Consider the following 15,245-nt stretch of genomic DNA (forward strand, 5'->3'; position numbering starts at 1 on the left):
TGAGGATCACAAGGCAGAGGAGCCCACCATGAACACCACCACCACCGACCTCCAGGCCGACGCCGATCGCGCGCTGAAGGCGAAGCACAGAGTCGTCTGGGCGCTCGGCGACTATTCGGCCGTCGCGCGCGAAGTGATCCCCGAACTCGGTCGCGTGCTCGTCGCCGAGAGCCGCATCGGGCCGGGCGATCGCGTGCTCGACGTCGCCGCCGGCACCGGCAACGCGTCGATCGAAGCTGCGCGCACCGGTGCATCCGTGGTCGCGAGCGACCTCACGCCCGAGCTGCTCGAGATCGGCAGGCAGGATGCTGCACGGCAGGGCGTCGAGCTCGCCTTCGAGGAGGCGGATGCCGAGGCGCTGCCCTATGCGGACGACTCTTTCGATGCCGTGCTCTCGTGCGTCGGCGTCATGTTCGCGCCGCATCACGAGGTCGCGGCCGGCGAGCTGACGCGGGTGGTGCGCCCCGATGGACGGCTGGCGTTGATCAACTGGACGCCCGAGGGGTTCGTCGGACAGTTGTTCGCCACGCTCAAGCAGTTCGTCCCCGCGCCGCCTGCCGGTGTGCAGCCGCCGCCGCTCTGGGGGGACGAGGAGCACGTGCGCGCCCTCCTCGGAGACCGCGTGACCGAGCTGTCGACGGAGCGTCGGCAGCTGCCGGTCGACAGGTTCGCGTCGGGTGCGGAGTTCCGGGACTTCTTCCGGGACTTCTACGGCCCGACCGCGGCGGCGTACCGAGGTATCGGCGACGACGAGGAACGGCGAGGCGACCTCGACGATGCCCTGGCCGCACTCGGCGACCGCCACCTCGAAGACGGTCGAATGGACTGGGAGTATCTGCTCGTGACGGCCCGCGTCGTCTAGAGCGGCGCCGTCGGGGCGTTCGACGCACGAAGGGGCCGACCGGGCATCGCCGGTCGGCCCCTCTCTGTGCGGTCGTCAGCTGATCGCGGCGCGCAGCTCGGCGGCGGCGTCTCCGACGTTCTCGGCGCTGTAGATCGCGCTGCCCGCGACGGCGACCTGCGCCCCGGATGCCTGGACGGCGGCGATGCTCGAGGCGTTGACGCCGCCCGCGACGGAGAAGGCGACGCCGGATGCGGTGCCGTCGGTGAGCAGGCTGTCGAGCGAGTAGCCGTCCTGCGCCTGCTCGTCGAGACCCGCGTGCATCTCGACGAACTCGGCACCGAGGCCGATGACCTGCTGCGCGCGGGCGGGCTTGTCGGCGACGCCGATCAGATCCACGACGATGCCCTTGCCGTGCTTCTTCGCGGCCTTCACCGCGCCGGTGATCGTGCTGTCGTCGGCCACGCCGAGCACCGTCACGAGATCCGCACCCGCGCCGAAGGCGATGTCGGCCTCGAGTTCACCGGCATCCATGGTCTTGAGGTCGGCGAAGATCACCTTGTCGGGGTGGGCGCTCTTCAGGGCGGTGATCGCCGAGAGGCCTTCGCTCTTGATCAGCGGGGTGCCGAGCTCGAGGATGTCGACGTGCGCGGCCGCGGCGGCGGCGAGCTCGAGGGCCTTCTCGGTGCTGAGCGTGTCGATGGCGAACTGCAGTTTCATGGGTGTTCCGTTCGTTCTGCGGGGTGGATGGTGGGGCGGCGGCCGCTCATTCGAGGTTCGCGTGGCGCGGCCAGAGGTCGTCGGCGCTGGTGCCCTGGCGCTGCCAGAGGGCGTGGAAGAGCCCGTCGCCGATGACGACGACCGCCTGCTCGAACAGGCTCGCCGCGTACTGGTGCGAGGCGTCGGCCGTGCGGTCCAGCTTCTGGGCGGCAGGCACCCGCACGACGACGTCGGCGAGCTCTGACAGGGGCGACGTCGCTGCGGTCGTGAGCGCGCCGATGCGCGCCCCGACCGACGAGGCGCGCTGCGCGGCTCGCACGATCGATTCCGTCGTTCCCGACCCGCTCGCCGTCAGCAGCAGGTCGTCGGCCTCGATTGCCGGAGTGGTGGTGTCGCCCACCACATGCACGTCGAGTCCCAGGTGCATGAGGCGCATCGCGGTCATTCGCAGGGCGAGCCCTGAGCGGCCGGCTCCGAGCACGAAGACGCGCCGGGCATCGACGACGAGGTCTGCCAGATCGATGAGCTGATGCGCGTTCGCGACGCTCGTGCGCTCCGCGACGCGGAGCAGCTCGTTGGCGATGAGGGAGATGGCGGCGCCGGGCGACATCGTGGCGGTGAGAGGCATGTCTCCACTCTTGCGATCGCGCGACCTTCGGGCGCTCCCGCCTCGGGACCGTTCCACCTACCCGAAGGGAGAGGGGCGAATAGAGTAGGTGATCATGAGCATCGAAGAGCATGCTGGGCCGGCGGGATCACGCCGACTGGCCGCAGACCACGCGCTCGCCCTCGCCGAGCAGCGGGACCGCTACGCCCTCACCCTCGAATCCCTGCTCGCGACGCTGCGCTCGCAGCGGCTCGACGACCGGGCGGCACGCACGATCGCGGTCGATGTCGCGGCCGGTGCACTGGTCGGACTGCGGACGCACAACGATGAGCAGGGAGCAGGACTCGAGCCGGTGACGGGCGCCTTCGAGCGTCTGCGCGGCGATCTGCGCCCGCTCGTGCGATACAGCGAACTCGACGTGCAGTTCGTCGAGCCCCCGGCCAACGGTCGCGCGCTCCCCGGAGTGATCGCCCACTCGGCGCGCTCGATCGTGAGAAGCACCGTGCTGGCGATCGTCGACCGCGGAGAGACGCGACGCGTGCGCATCCAATGGGACTGCGACGGATTGAACCTGCTGATCGCGATCCGCGATGACGGCCGAGGAGACCTGACGACGCACGACGACGCACTTCGCCCGATCGCCGAGCAGGTCTCTGCGCTGTCAGGCGACCTGTCGGTGGCCTCGACACCCGGATGGGGGTCGGAGGTCGGCATCCGCCTTCCTCTCGATCCACCGGCCGAGCCGGGCGACCTGCCGGATGCGATCGACGCCAGCCCGCGAGAGCGCGATGTGCTGCGACTGGTGTCGGCGGGGCGCCGCAACCGCGAGATAGCCGAGACGCTGAACGTGAGCGAGAACACGGTGAAGTTCCACGTGTCGAACCTGCTGCGCAAATCCGGGGCGGCGTCACGCGCCGAGCTCGCGGCCATCGTGCGCGGCTGACCACCCCTTCGGGTGGGGCTGTGCCTGCTCGGAAGGATAGGTGGGGAAGTCGTCGGTCCGATGCCTCTTGACTCCGGCGCTCAGCGCTCTACCCTGGCAGGCATGTGCCGCAACATCGTTCCTCTGAACAACCTCGCCCCGCCGGCCACCGATGACGAATGTCATGAGGCCGCAGTGCAGTTCGTGCGCAAGATCTCGGGTGCCAACGCCCCCTCCCGCGCCAACAGGGAGGTGTTCGACCGTGCTGTCGCTGAGATCGAGAAGTCGGTGCGACATCTGCTCGATGACCTCGTCACGACCGCACCCCCGAAGGACCGCGACGAGCAGCGCGAGAAGCGACAGGCTCGCTCAGCCGAGCGGTACGAGGCGATCCGGGTCTTCCAAGAGGCCAAGCGCGCGGCGAAGGCGGCGGCGGACTGAGCCCTCGCTAGTCGTCGCGGAACACGGCATCGACCGCCATCGTGAGCGTGTTCGTCTCGGATCCGAGGATCGATTCGTCCGAGGGGAGCGCCCGTTCGAGGGCGAGGCCGGCGAGGACGGAGTTGAGGAAACGCGCGCGCGTGGCGTTGTCTCCGGCCGGGAGTGAGCCTTCGTCTTCGAGGACGGACAGCCAGTGCTCGACCCTGCGCTGCCCTTCGCGCTCGATGGCCAGGTAGGCATCACGGAGTTCGTCCGTGAGTTCGGGTTCGATGAAGGTCCGGTGCAGGATCGTGGCTGCCTCGCGTGCCTGCGCCCCGACGCCGGACGGAGCGAGCACCTGCCTCAGACATGCGAGGAGCCGCCCCTTCGCCGTCAGCGACTCGTCATGGATCGGGTCGTCCGGTGCGATCACCTCGTAGACCACGCGGAGGACCTCGTCGAGCAGCGCCCGCTGCGTCGGGAAATGGAACCGCAACGACCCGGTGCTCACACCGGCCCGCGCTGCGACCGCGCGGACGCTGAGCTTCGCGCCGCGTGATTCGCCGAACATCGTGAGTGCCGCGTGCAGGATGCGGTCCTTCGTCGGCAGCATGCTCGGGTCGGCGGTCATCGTCCCATTCTCCACGACCTCGGGTGACACAGTGTGTTAGCGTGGCGTGCGTGCCTTACTAACACACCGTGTTAGTCCATCGACGGGAGCACCCATGACACTCATCCGCAGGCCTTTCCAGATCATCCGCTCGAACCTCCGCGTCTACGCGCTTCTCAATGCGCTCGCCTACGGCACCTTCGCGATCGGCTTCATCCTCGGGCTGCTCTTCCCCGACCTGGTCGCCGGCCGCGCCCAGGCGCTGGAGGACGACGGCACAGCGAGCCTCGTCACCTCTCTGCTCAGCAGTCCCTGGCTCTTCGCGCTGACGATCCTGGCGGTCAACACCCTGCGGCTCGGCGCCCTCACGATCCTGCTGCCCTCGCTCGTCGTGCCGTTCCTCGGACTCGCGACGTTCGCGGTCTGGTCGGTGACGACCGGAGTGACCCTCGTGCCGACGACGCCGGAGGGGTGGGTCGCGCTGATCCCGCATTCGCTGACTCTCGTGATCGAGCTGCAGGCCTACATCCTTCTGCTGCTGGGCGCGTTCCTGCTGGGCCGGTACTGGGTTCGCCCACAGGCGATCGGTGCGCGGAATCGACGCGCGGCCTACCTGCGCGGACTCCAGCACATCGGCTGGCTGAGCCTCCCCGCCCTCGCGCTGCTCATCATCGGGGCGCTCTACGAGGCCTTCTCGCTGCTCTACTTCGTGTACCCGTTGCAGCAGTGGCTGCTCGGATAGCCGGAACGGACATCGACACGGCGATCTGAGAAATCTTCATCCAGGTGCATCCAAACCCGGCGCTCCCGGAGAACAACTCCTATGAAGGGCCGCACAGGGCGGTCCGGGTACAGGAGGAACAGATGCGCAAGACAGTCGCCGCCGGCCTCGCCGTCGGAATGATCACCGCTCTCGGTCTGGCCATGCCGGCCGGCGCCGCCACCACCCAGGCCGCACAGCTCTCGGTGCTGCACGCGATCCCCGACACCCCCGTCGACGTGTACGTGAACGGCGAGCTCACCCTCGACGACTTCGCGCCCGGAGACCTCGCCGGACCGCTCGAGCTGCCCGCCGGTTCGTACGAGGTGGCGCTCACCGCTCCCGATGCCGCCGACGCCAGCGCGCCCATCCTCGGCCCCGCGACCCTCGCTCTCGAAGCAGGCGGGAACTACACCGCCGTGGCCCACCTGACCGAAGCGGGCGAACCCGGTCTCAACCTCTTCACCAACGACATCTCGCAGACGGCTCCCGGCCAGGGGCGACTCACCGTGCGTCACACCGCCGCGGCGCCCGCGGTCGACATCCTCGCGGGCGGATCGCCCGTGATCGAGAACCTCACGAACCCGAACGAGGCCAAGCTCGACCTCCCCGCGGGCACCGTGTCGGCCGCCGTCGCTCTGACCGGCACGACCGACCCGGTCATCGGTCCGGCAGACGTCGCGATCGAAGAGGGCGTCAACACGATCGTCTACGCGTGGGGCAGTGCCGAAGACGGCAACCTCGCGATCGCCGCACAGACGATCTCGGGACTCCACTCGAACCCCGACGGAGTGCCCTCCGGCACCGCGGGCTACCTCGCTGAGCAGGATGCCTCGGCGAACGCCCTCCTCTCGGCGGGTCTCGTCGCCCTCGCGATCGCGACCGCCGTGGGTGCGGGCCTGATCGTCCGTCGCCGCCAGACGGTGCGCTGATGCTCCGAGGCACGCTGCGGACGGCCCGTCTGCGCCGCGTCATCATGACGCTCGGCGCCCTGGTCACCGCGGCGTGCCTCGTGGCATGCACACCGGGAGGGGCGGGCGCGGATCTCCCTCCTTCCACGGAGTCGCCCCCCACGACTCCATCGCCCGTCCCTCCCACTCCCACGAGAGACGTCGCCGTGCGGCCGGGTGCTCTCCCCACCCCGACCGCATCCGTCGCTCCCGTGGGTCTGGCCATCCCGTCGCTCGCCATCGACATGCCGGTGACGGACGTCGGGGTGGCCGACACCGGACAGATGGAGCTGCCCGTCGACCCGGCCATCGCCGGCTGGTATCGATACGGAGCGGATGCCACGAGCACGAGCGGCCGGATTCTGATCGCAGCGCACGTCGACGCGATCGATTATCCGATCGGACCGCTCGCTCGCCTGCGGGACGTGCCCGCCGGCGAGACCATCCTCATCACGGCGGCCGACGGCACCAGTCGCGAGTTCGTGGTGCAGTCGCTGACCTACTACGAGAAGGCCGCACTGCCGACCGACGAGCTCTTCCAGCGTGGTGGCCCCTCGGCGCTTGTGCTGGTCACGTGCGGCGGACCTTTCGACAGCCAGACCGGGCACTACCGCGATAACGTGGTCGCGGTGGCGGTCCCGCGATGAGGCGGGGTGATCACCATGGAGAGGAGACTCCGGGTGGATGAGACCACCGAAGCCGAAGCGGCGCTCGACAGGCGCTTCGTCGCGGGCGACGAGCAGGCGCTCGCGGAGCTCTACCGGCGGTGGTCGCCGGTCGTCTTCACCCTGGCGCTGCGCTCGCTCGGCGATCGGGGGGATGCCGAGGACGTCACCCAGCGCACCTTCGTGTCGGCGTGGAACTCGCGTGCCGGATACGACTCGTCGAAGGCGCGACTGTCGACCTGGCTGATCACGATCGCGCGGCGCCGGATCGCCGACACGTTCGAGGCGCGCGCCAAGGTGCAGCAGCTGCAGGCCGAGATGGAACGACTCACTCCGCCCGACGCCCTCGTCTCCGAATCGATCGATCTGTCCGAGACGCTGCTGCTCTCGAGCGAGCTCCAGCAGCTCGCGCCGGATGCACAGGCCGTCATGCGACTGGCCTTCTACGATGACCTGACCCACGAAGAGATCTCACGCAGAATGGGGATGCCGCTCGGCACCGTGAAGAGCCATATCCGCCGAAGCCTTGCCCGCATGCGCGACCGATTGGAGGTGAACCGTGTCACATCTCGATGACGAGAAGATCGCCCTGATCGCGATGGGCGAACCGGCCGGATCCGACGCCGACATGGAACACCTCGTCGAGTGCGAGAACTGTGCCGCCGAGGTCGCTGCGATGTCGCGGGTGGCGCTCGTGGCGCGCTCCAGCGTCGTCGAGGGCGACCTGGAATCCCCGCCCGCCGACGTCTGGTCGAGGATCCACGGCGAACTCGGGCTGACCTCGGCGGTCGCTGCCGACCCGGCATCCGACGTCCACCCGCCCGAATCGGAATCGGAGTCCGCATCGGCACCGGCTGCATCGGCACCGGTCTCGGCGGCCGGTCCGGCGACAGCGACTGAGGCGGATGCTGCGGAAGCGGCTGCGCCGCGACACCGGGCTCGTGTCCGTCCACGCCGCCGCTCGTCGGCCACCATGTGGATCCTCGCCGCGTCGATGGCGCTCGTCGTCGCGATCGGCGCCGGAGTATGGATCGCCCGCACCCTCACGCCCTCCTCTGCCGTGATCGCCTCGGCCGAGCTCGCCGCGTTCCCCGACCACCCCGATGCGGAGGGACAGGCCCGGATCGACGACGACGGCGACGGCCGGCGCACGTTGACAGTGACCCTCGACGGCGACGAGCTCGTCGCCGGCGACTACCGCGAGGTGTGGCTGATCCGCGAGGACGGGCAGGCGCTGATCAGCCTCGGGGTGCTCGACGAGTCCTCGGGCACGTTCCGCGTCCCCGACAGCGTGGACCTCGACGAGTACCGCCTGGTCGACATCTCCTTCGAGCCGGTCGACGGCGATCCTGCGCACTCGGGCGATTCGATCGTGCGCGGCGAGCTCGACTTCGCGTGAGAGGCGCTCCTCCGTCCCCGTAGCTCCACGAGCGCGCCGTGGCTCTGGGTTCAGGCGCGCGCAGCGCCGGCCTGTGCGAGCACGCGCTGCAGCGGACGGTAGTGCTCGATCACCGCCTCGCGATACGCGTCGACGTCGCCTGCTCGGACGGCGGCGAGCATGTCGCCGTGCGCGACCGCAGTCTGGTGGATGTCATCGGGCTGATCGATGTCGAGCTGGGGCAGTACGGCCGTGTGCACATCCCAGAAGGCGCCGACGAGCTGGCCGACGAGTCGGTTGCCGATCGCGTCGAAGAGCTTGGTGTGGAACAGGCGGTCGGCCTCGAGGAAGTGCTCGCCTCGGCTCGCCTTGTCGACCATCTCGGCGACGAGCTCATCGAGCTCTCCACCCTCGTCGACCTGGGCGGCCGCGACGACGCGCTCGGCCATCGAGAGGTCGAGAGCCAGGCGCACCTCGACCACCTCGCGCAGAGACTGGAGGGATCCTTCGGGTGAGAGGACCCCTCGGAAGACCAGCGCCTCGACCATCGGATCCAGCGACATCGCGCCGACGTAGGTGCCGTGGCCGTGCCGGACATCGACGATGTCGAGCGTCGACAGGGTGCGGATCGCCTCCCTGACCGACGAGCGCGACACATCGAGCTCTTCGCAGAGCTCGGTCTCGGTCGGGAGCGGATCGCCGGGGGTCAGCCCGCGGGCGATGATGAGCTGCTTGATCTGATCCGCCGTCGTCGAGCGCCGCATCCGCGATGCCCTACTCGTGGTGGACTTCATCTGGTCTCCCTCTCGTCCCGACGCAAACGCTCTGATCATCTCACTCTTGTGATTCGATCGAACGTGTGTTTAGAGTACATCAGACATCAGATGTCCTCAAGATGTCCCCCACCCACCCTGGAGCACACATGAACCGACACGTCACCCGCCGCCGTGCGGGTCGATTCACGACACTGATCGCTGGCACCGTCGCCGCGTCGGTCGTCCTCGCCGGCTGCGCGGCCGGCGCGACCCCGGCAGCCGACGAGAGCGCATCCGCCGGCGACATCGACGCGGACGCGATCATCGAAGCGGGCATCTCGTACACGCTGAACGGCAGCTTCGACCCGATGGTGGCCTCCGGCGCCGTCACGGTCTCGGCGAACTGGCATGTCTTCGAAGGCCTGGTCGACCTCGACCCCGTCACGCAGGAGGCGGCGCCCGCGCTGGCCGCGGACCTCCCGACCCAGGTCGACGACACCACGTACGAGATCGATCTGCGCGAAGGAGCGACGTTCCAGAACGGCGACCCCGTCACTGCCGAGGATGTCGTCTTCAGCTACGAGCGGGTGCTGAACCCCGACAACAACTCACTGTTCCGCACCTTCATCGACTTCGTCGACACCGTCACCGCCGTCGACGAGGACACGGTGCAGATCACCACCGACTACCCGTTCTCGCTCATCAATGAGCGACTCGGCGTCGTCAAGATCGTTCCGAAGGCGGTCGTCGAGGCAGATCCCGAGGGCTTCGGAGCGAACCCCGTCGGCTCGGGCCCGTACTCGCTCGTCTCCGCCGTGCCCGAGGACAAGCTCGTCTTCGAGCGCTACGACGACTACAACGGCCCGCACCCGGCACTCGCTGCGGGCATGAACTGGAACCTGCTGTCCGACGCCTCCGCCCGAGTCACGGCGATGTCGACGGGCACGATCCAAGCCATGGAGGACGTGCCGTACATCGACGTCGACTCCCTGGCATCCGCGGTTGACGTCGAGAGCGTGCAATCCTTCGGGCTGCTGTTCATGATGTTCAACACGAAGGCAGCGCCCTTCGACGACGTACGCGTGCGCCAGGCGATGCACTACGCCCTCGACATGGACAAGATCATCGAGACCGGGATGCTCGGCAACGCGACCCCCGCGACCTCGTTCCTGCCCGAGACGTACCCGAACTACAACGAGGCCTCGACGGTCTACAGCTATGACCCCGAGAAGGCCGAGGGGCTGCTGGACGAAGCGGGCGTCGACGACCTGTCGATCACGCTGCTCACCACCGATACCGGCTGGGTGAAGGAGGTCGCGCCGCTCATCAAGGAGTCGCTCGACGCCATCGGCATCGACACCACGCTCGACATCGGGCAGTCGGCCGCCATGTACGAGAAGGTCGACTCCGGCGACTACACGGTCGCGATCGCACCCGGAGACCCATCGGTCTTCGGCGTCGACCCGGACCTGCTGATGAACTGGTGGTACGGCGAGAACGTCTGGACCCAGACCCGCACCAACTGGGCCGACTCGCCCGAGTACGCCGAACTGCGGACGCTCCTCGACTCCGCCGTGCAGCAGCAGGGCGACGAGCAGCAGGCCACGTGGGACGAGGCGTACGACCTGCTCTCCGACCAGGCAGTGCTCTACCCGCTGTTCCACCGCAAGCTGCCCACCGCATGGAGCAGCCAGGAGCTGGTCGGATTCGCCCCCGTCCCCACCACGGGCCTGTCGTTCCTCGACGTCGGCGTGGCGGCGAAGTAGCCCCGGCCCCCACGGCGGGGGTGCGCGCCCGAGCGCACCCCCGCCACACCTCCCCGAACCTGGAAGGAGCGGCACGTGTCCAACACGCTCCGCCTCATCGGACGACGCCTGCTGCAGCTGCCGTTCATGATCCTCGGCATCACGTTCCTCGTGTTCTTCGTGATGTCGTTCTCCCCCGTCGACCCCGCGCGCACCGCGCTCGGAGAGACGGCATCCCCCGAGGCGCTCGAGGCGTACCGAGAGCAGTACGGCCTCGATCAGCCGCTGCTCGTGCGGTATTTCACATTCCTGCTCGGCCTGCTGCAGGGCAACCTCGGCACCTACTCGGCGCGCAGCCTTCCGGTGATCGACGAGGTCGTCCGCGCGTTCCCCGTCACCCTGGCGCTGACCTTCCTCGGCCTCCTCATCGCCGTCATCGTCGCCTTCGTGATCGGCGTCCTCGCCGCCGTCTATCGTGACCGCTGGCCCGACCAGCTCATCCGCATCATCGGAGTGGCGTCGCTGTCGACGCCCTCGTTCTGGCTCGCGATCCTGCTCATCCAGCTCTTCACCCTCGGGCTGAACGTGCTGCCCGCGTCCGGTCCCCTGCCCGATCCGTGGGCCGACCCGGCAGGGTGGCTCGCCCGCATGGCGCTGCCGGCCATCGCGCTCGCCGTTCCGGTGATCGGTCAGCTCTCCCGCGTCGTGCGCACGTCGATGGTCGAAGAGCTCGACCGAGACTACGTGCGCACAGCACTCGGCGCCGGGATCCCGCGCACGATCGTCGTCGGCCGCAACGTGCTGCGCAATGCGCTCATCACGCCTGTGACCGTGCTCGGTCTGCGCATCGGCTACCTCATCGGCGGGGCGGTGGTGATCGAGATCATCTTCGCGATCCCCGGCATGGGCACGCTGATCCTCAACGGCGTGACCAACAACGAACCCAATCTCGTGCAGGGCGTGACTCTCGCAGTGTCACTGGCCTTCGTGGTGATCAACATCATCGTCGACCTCCTGTACGTGCTCATCAATCCCCGAATCCGGGCGGTGTGACATGCGACGCAAACTGACTGAACGACTCTCGCTTCCGGGGCTCCGCTTCGGCGGGCTGTCCCTCGGCTCCCTGATCTGCATCGTGGTGCTCGCGGTGATCGCCCTGGCGGCGATCGCTGCGCCCCTGATCGCACCTTTCGATCCGCTGGCCTCCGGCGCCCCGGTGCAGCCGCCGAGCGCCGAGCACTGGTTCGGCACCGACCGCCAGGGTCGCGACATCTTCTCTCGCCTGGTCTACGGCGCCCGGTACTCGCTGGTGATCGGACTCGGTGCGACACTGGTCGCCCTCGCCGCGGCCTGTGTGTTCGGCACCATCGCGGCGACCGCGCCCCGCTGGATCTCCGAGACGCTCATGCGGGTGATGGACGTCGTCATGTCCTTCCCCGGCATCGCGCTCGCCGCGGTGTTCGTGGCGGTGTTCGGCAAGTCGCTGCCGGTTCTCGTGCTGACCATCGCCTTCCTCTACGTGCCGCAGCTCACTCGCATCATCCGCGCGAACATCCTCGATCAGTACGGCGAGGACTACGTCTCGGCCGTGCGCGTCATGGGGGCGGGCACTCCGCGGATCATCGCCAAGCACGTCGCTCGCAACGCGATGGCCCCGGTGCTCGTCTTCGCGACCGTGCTCGTCGCCGACGCGATCGTCTTCGAGGCGTCGCTGTCGTTCCTGCAGGCCGGCGTGCCCGACCCCGAGCCGTCGTGGGGCAACGTGATCGCCGCCGGTCGCAACCTGCTGATGAGCGGGGCGTGGTGGGCGACTTTCTTCCCCGGCATCCTCATCATGCTGACGGTGCTCTGCCTCAACATCCTCTCCGAGGGGATGACCGATGCGATGGTGTCGCCGCGGGCACGAAAGATCACCGCCGATGCCGCGAACACCGAGGAGTCGACGCACGAGCTCGAAGAGGCGGCCGCAGGCCACGACGACACGAATGTGATCGTCACGGTCGACACCGCCGTCAATCTCTCCGTTCCGAGCGGCGTGCCGGACGTGCTGGTGCCGGTGGCACCCGCGGTGCCTCTCTCCGAGCGGCTCGCCGTTCTGCGGCAGCGCGAGCTCTCCCGCACCGATCGGCTCGTCTACGCGGGCGACGAGACCCCGTTGCTCGATGTGCAGGACCTCTGCATCTCGTTCCCGCGGCACGGTGACGTCGACGTGGTCGACCATGTCAGCTTCACGGTGCGCCCCGGCGAGACCATGGCGCTGGTGGGCGAGTCGGGCTGCGGCAAGTCGATCACCTCGCTGGCCATCATGGGCCTGCTCGACCCGAAGGCCGACGTTCGAGGACGCATCCTCTTCGACGGCCAGGATCTGCTGCAGATGACCCCGAAGCGACGCAACGCGCTGCGGGGCCACGACATCGCGATGATCTACCAGGATGCGCTGAGCTCGCTGAACCCGGCGATGCTCATCCGCTCGCAGATGAAGCAGCTCACCTCGAGGGGTGGCACCCGCACGGCCGAGGACCTCCTCGAGCTGGTGGGACTCGACCCCGCGCGCACGCTCGCCTCGTATCCGCACGAGCTGTCGGGAGGTCAGCGGCAGCGCGTGCTGATCGCGATGGCGCTCACCCGCGACCCGCGCCTCGTGATCGCCGACGAGCCGACCACGGCTCTCGACGTCACGGTGCAGGCGCAGGTCGTCGAGCTGCTGATGCGGCTGCAGCGCGAGCTCGGCTTCGCTCTCGTCTTCGTCTCGCACGACCTCGCGCTCGTCGCAGAGCTCACCCACCGCATCACGGTGATGTACGCGGGGCAGGTCGTCGAGCAGGGCACGACCCGAGAGATCCTGACGCAGCCGGTGCATGAGTACACGCAGGGGCTGCTCGGCGCCGTGCTGTCGATCGAGGCGGGCTCCGACAGGCTCCACCAGGTCTCCGGCGTCGTCCCGTCGCCGCGTGACTTCCCCGCCGGCGACCGCTTCGCTCCTCGTTCGTCCGACCCGGCCCGCTACGCGGGGGTCGCGCCGGTGCGCCGGCGGATCGAGGGAACCGAGCACTACTACTCGGCGCATCCGGACGATGCGCCCATCGATGCGATCGGAGCAGGACGATGAGCGAGACCGTCATCGAGCTCGAGGACGTCCACGTCCGCTACAAGACGCGTGCGTCGTCGCTGTTCAGGCCGAAGTACGTCGACGCACTGGCCGGTGTCTCGCTCACCGTCAAACGGGGGCAGACCCTGGGGATCGTCGGCGAGTCGGGGTCGGGCAAGTCCACCTCGGCCAAGGTTCTGGTCGGCCTCGAGAAGCCGACCAGCGGCCGCGTCGTGTTCGACGGCGAGACGGTGACCTCGTTCACGCCGGCCGTGCGCCGACGGCTCGGGCGGATCCTGTCGGTCGTCTTCCAGGACCCTGCCACGGCTCTGAACGCCCGGATGACCGTGCGCGATGCGCTGCTCGACCCGATGCAGGTGCACCGGCTCGGCACGCCGGCGAGCCGTGACCGCAAGGTGCGCGATCTGATCGGACTCGTCGGTCTGCCGGCCTCCGCACTCGAGGCGTTGCCCAGCCAGCTCTCCGGCGGTCAGCGTCAGCGTGTCGCGATCGCGAGGGCGCTGGTGCTGGATCCGCAGGTGATCGTCGCCGACGAACCCACCTCGGCGCTCGACGTCTCGGTGCGGGCTCAGATCCTCAACCTGCTCACCGACCTGAAGGAGCAGCTCGGCCTCGGCATGGTCTTCATCTCGCACGACATCCAGACCGTCCGCTACCTCTCAGACGAGATCGCCGTGATGAACCGGGGAGGGTCGTCGAGTTCGGCGATGCCGCCCGCGTGTTCGAGGCGCCCTCCGACGACTACACCAGAACGCTGCTGGGCGCCGCGCCCTCGCTGCTCGAACCGACCAACTGAAACGACCGGAACACAATGACTGCTGCATCCTCCTCCGTCACCTTCACCGGTGTCATCCCGCCCGTCGCCACCCCGCTGCTGCCCGACGGCACGATCGACCACGTCTCGCTCGAGCGTCTCGTCGAGCGACTGATCGCCGAGGGTGTCTCGGGTCTGTTCGCGCTCGGGTCGACGGGCGAGACCGCCTACTTCACCGACGACCAGCGCGTCGAGCTGCTCACCACGATCGTCAGGGTGAACGCCGATCGGGTGCCGATCATCGCCGGTGCGATCGAGCTGACTGCTCCCCGCATCATCGAGACCGCGCGTCGTCTGGTGGCGGCCGGGGCAAGGGCGATCGTCACGACGGCACCGCTCTACACTCTGAATTCCGCCGCAGAGGTCGCCGATCACTTCCGGGCGATCGCCGCGGCGATAGACGTGCCGCTGTGGGCGTACGACGTGCCCGTGCGGGTGCACTCCAAGCTCGGCATCGACCTGCTCGTGCGACTCGGCGCCGAGGGAGTCATCCACGGGGTCAAGGACTCCTCGGGCGATGACGTCTCGTTCCGCCGTCTGATCGCCGCGAACGACGCCGCCGGGCGTCCGCTGCAGCTGCTCACCGGTCATGAGGTCGTCGTCGACGCGATGGCGCTGGCCGGAGCCGACGGCGTGGTGCCGGGCTTCGCGAACGTCGAGGCCGCGGGCTACGTCAGGCTGTGGGATGCCACGCAGCGCGGCGACTGGGCGGAGGCGCGCACCGAGCAGGAGCGCATCAACCGCGCGTTCGACATCGTCTTCGCACCGCAGGGCCTCTCGGGTGACGCGACCGGAGTGGGCGCGTTCAAGGCCGCCATGCACGCCCGCGGCATCATCGACCACGCGACGATGGCCGACACCGTGCAGTCGCTCGATGCCGACACCGTCACGCGCATCCGTCAGATCCTCTCGGAGCAGGGGATGCTGCCGGTCGTCGTCTCCTGATGGC

17 protein-coding genes are annotated in these 15,245 nt (G+C 68.7%); 13 read left to right on the forward strand and 4 right to left on the reverse strand.

The window, feature by feature from the left end; genetic code table 11:
* Nucleotides 1-28 precede the first annotated feature (28 nt).
* Nucleotides 29-862, forward strand: coding sequence for a class I SAM-dependent methyltransferase (locus ACZZZF_RS12295; protein ID WP_463498530.1), 834 nt, complete (start codon nt 29-31; stop codon nt 860-862).
* A gap of 75 nt (nt 863-937) precedes the next feature.
* On the opposite strand, the gene hxlA is transcribed toward ACZZZF_RS12295, so the two are convergent.
* Nucleotides 938-1,561, reverse strand: a complete 624-nt coding sequence (gene hxlA / locus ACZZZF_RS12300; RefSeq protein ID WP_053098088.1) for a 3-hexulose-6-phosphate synthase — start codon at nt 1,559-1,561, stop codon at nt 938-940.
* A 46-nt stretch (nt 1,562-1,607) separates the two neighbouring features.
* Nucleotides 1,608-2,189, reverse strand: coding sequence for a 6-phospho-3-hexuloisomerase (gene hxlB, locus ACZZZF_RS12305; protein WP_053098087.1), 582 nt, complete (start codon nt 2,187-2,189; stop codon nt 1,608-1,610).
* A gap of 94 nt (nt 2,190-2,283) precedes the next feature.
* Between hxlB and ACZZZF_RS12310 the strand changes: the two genes are divergently transcribed.
* Both ACZZZF_RS12310 and ACZZZF_RS12315 read left to right on the forward strand, forming a co-directional pair.
* Complete coding sequence (locus ACZZZF_RS12310; protein WP_053099285.1) at nt 2,284-3,111, forward strand: helix-turn-helix transcriptional regulator; 828 nt, start codon at nt 2,284-2,286, stop codon at nt 3,109-3,111.
* Nucleotides 3,112-3,213: 102 nt separating this feature from the next.
* On the forward strand, nt 3,214-3,531 hold the full coding sequence (locus ACZZZF_RS12315; protein ID WP_053098085.1) for a DUF2277 domain-containing protein: 318 nt from the start codon (nt 3,214-3,216) through the stop codon (nt 3,529-3,531).
* A 7-nt stretch (nt 3,532-3,538) separates the two neighbouring features.
* On the opposite strand, the gene ACZZZF_RS12320 is transcribed toward ACZZZF_RS12315, so the two are convergent.
* Nucleotides 3,539-4,141: a TetR/AcrR family transcriptional regulator gene (locus ACZZZF_RS12320; protein ID WP_463498533.1), complete on the reverse strand. Its 603-nt coding sequence runs from the start codon at nt 4,139-4,141 to the stop codon at nt 3,539-3,541.
* Nucleotides 4,142-4,235: 94 nt separating this feature from the next.
* On the opposite strand from ACZZZF_RS12320, the gene ACZZZF_RS12325 reads away from it, so the two are divergent.
* The 5 genes from ACZZZF_RS12325 to ACZZZF_RS12345 all read left to right on the forward strand — a co-directional run bounded on the left by ACZZZF_RS12325 (nt 4,236) and on the right by ACZZZF_RS12345 (nt 7,894).
* Nucleotides 4,236-4,862, forward strand: a complete 627-nt coding sequence (locus ACZZZF_RS12325; RefSeq protein ID WP_157557453.1) for a stage II sporulation protein M — start codon at nt 4,236-4,238, stop codon at nt 4,860-4,862.
* Nucleotides 4,863-4,984: 122 nt separating this feature from the next.
* Nucleotides 4,985-5,812, forward strand: coding sequence for a DUF4397 domain-containing protein (locus ACZZZF_RS12330; RefSeq protein ID WP_053098083.1), 828 nt, complete (start codon nt 4,985-4,987; stop codon nt 5,810-5,812).
* Nucleotides 5,812-6,477: a class F sortase gene (locus ACZZZF_RS12335; protein WP_463498535.1), complete on the forward strand. Its 666-nt coding sequence runs from the start codon at nt 5,812-5,814 to the stop codon at nt 6,475-6,477. Before ACZZZF_RS12330 ends, ACZZZF_RS12335 begins: the two co-directional genes overlap by 1 nt.
* A gap of 33 nt (nt 6,478-6,510) precedes the next feature.
* Nucleotides 6,511-7,071, forward strand: coding sequence for an RNA polymerase sigma factor (locus tag ACZZZF_RS12340; RefSeq protein WP_150115128.1), 561 nt, complete (start codon nt 6,511-6,513; stop codon nt 7,069-7,071).
* Nucleotides 7,055-7,894, forward strand: a complete 840-nt coding sequence (locus tag ACZZZF_RS12345) for an anti-sigma factor (RefSeq protein WP_463498538.1) — start codon at nt 7,055-7,057, stop codon at nt 7,892-7,894. The genes ACZZZF_RS12340 and ACZZZF_RS12345 overlap by 17 nt, the downstream gene beginning before the upstream one ends.
* Before the next feature lie 50 nt (nt 7,895-7,944).
* Here the strand turns inward: ACZZZF_RS12345 and ACZZZF_RS12350 are convergent, their stop codons facing one another.
* Nucleotides 7,945-8,667 (reverse strand): FadR/GntR family transcriptional regulator, encoded by a 723-nt coding sequence (locus ACZZZF_RS12350; protein WP_315985267.1) that lies wholly within the window; start codon nt 8,665-8,667, stop codon nt 7,945-7,947.
* 128 nt (nt 8,668-8,795) lie between these two features.
* Here ACZZZF_RS12350 and ACZZZF_RS12355 point away from each other — a divergent pair, with 128 nt between their 5' ends.
* The 5 genes from ACZZZF_RS12355 to ACZZZF_RS12375 all read left to right on the forward strand — a co-directional run bounded on the left by ACZZZF_RS12355 (nt 8,796) and on the right by ACZZZF_RS12375 (nt 15,241).
* The gene (locus tag ACZZZF_RS12355) at nt 8,796-10,394 is read left to right on the forward strand and encodes an ABC transporter substrate-binding protein (RefSeq protein WP_463498541.1); all 1,599 of its coding nucleotides are present in this window, start codon (nt 8,796-8,798) and stop codon (nt 10,392-10,394) included.
* Between the two features lie 75 nt (nt 10,395-10,469).
* Complete coding sequence (locus ACZZZF_RS12360; protein ID WP_463498544.1) at nt 10,470-11,426, forward strand: ABC transporter permease; 957 nt, start codon at nt 10,470-10,472, stop codon at nt 11,424-11,426.
* A 1-nt stretch (nt 11,427) separates the two neighbouring features.
* Complete coding sequence (locus tag ACZZZF_RS12365) at nt 11,428-13,482, forward strand: dipeptide/oligopeptide/nickel ABC transporter permease/ATP-binding protein (protein ID WP_463498546.1); 2,055 nt, start codon at nt 11,428-11,430, stop codon at nt 13,480-13,482.
* Nucleotides 13,479-14,297 (forward strand): ABC transporter ATP-binding protein, encoded by an 819-nt coding sequence (locus ACZZZF_RS12370; RefSeq protein WP_463498549.1) that lies wholly within the window; start codon nt 13,479-13,481, stop codon nt 14,295-14,297. Before ACZZZF_RS12365 ends, ACZZZF_RS12370 begins: the two co-directional genes overlap by 4 nt.
* On the forward strand, nt 14,294-15,241 hold the full coding sequence (locus ACZZZF_RS12375; protein WP_400339088.1) for a dihydrodipicolinate synthase family protein: 948 nt from the start codon (nt 14,294-14,296) through the stop codon (nt 15,239-15,241). Before ACZZZF_RS12370 ends, ACZZZF_RS12375 begins: the two co-directional genes overlap by 4 nt.
* Nucleotides 15,242-15,245 lie beyond the last annotated feature (4 nt).

The sequence above is a fragment of the Microbacterium sp. AC215 genome, from assembly GCF_979258645.1.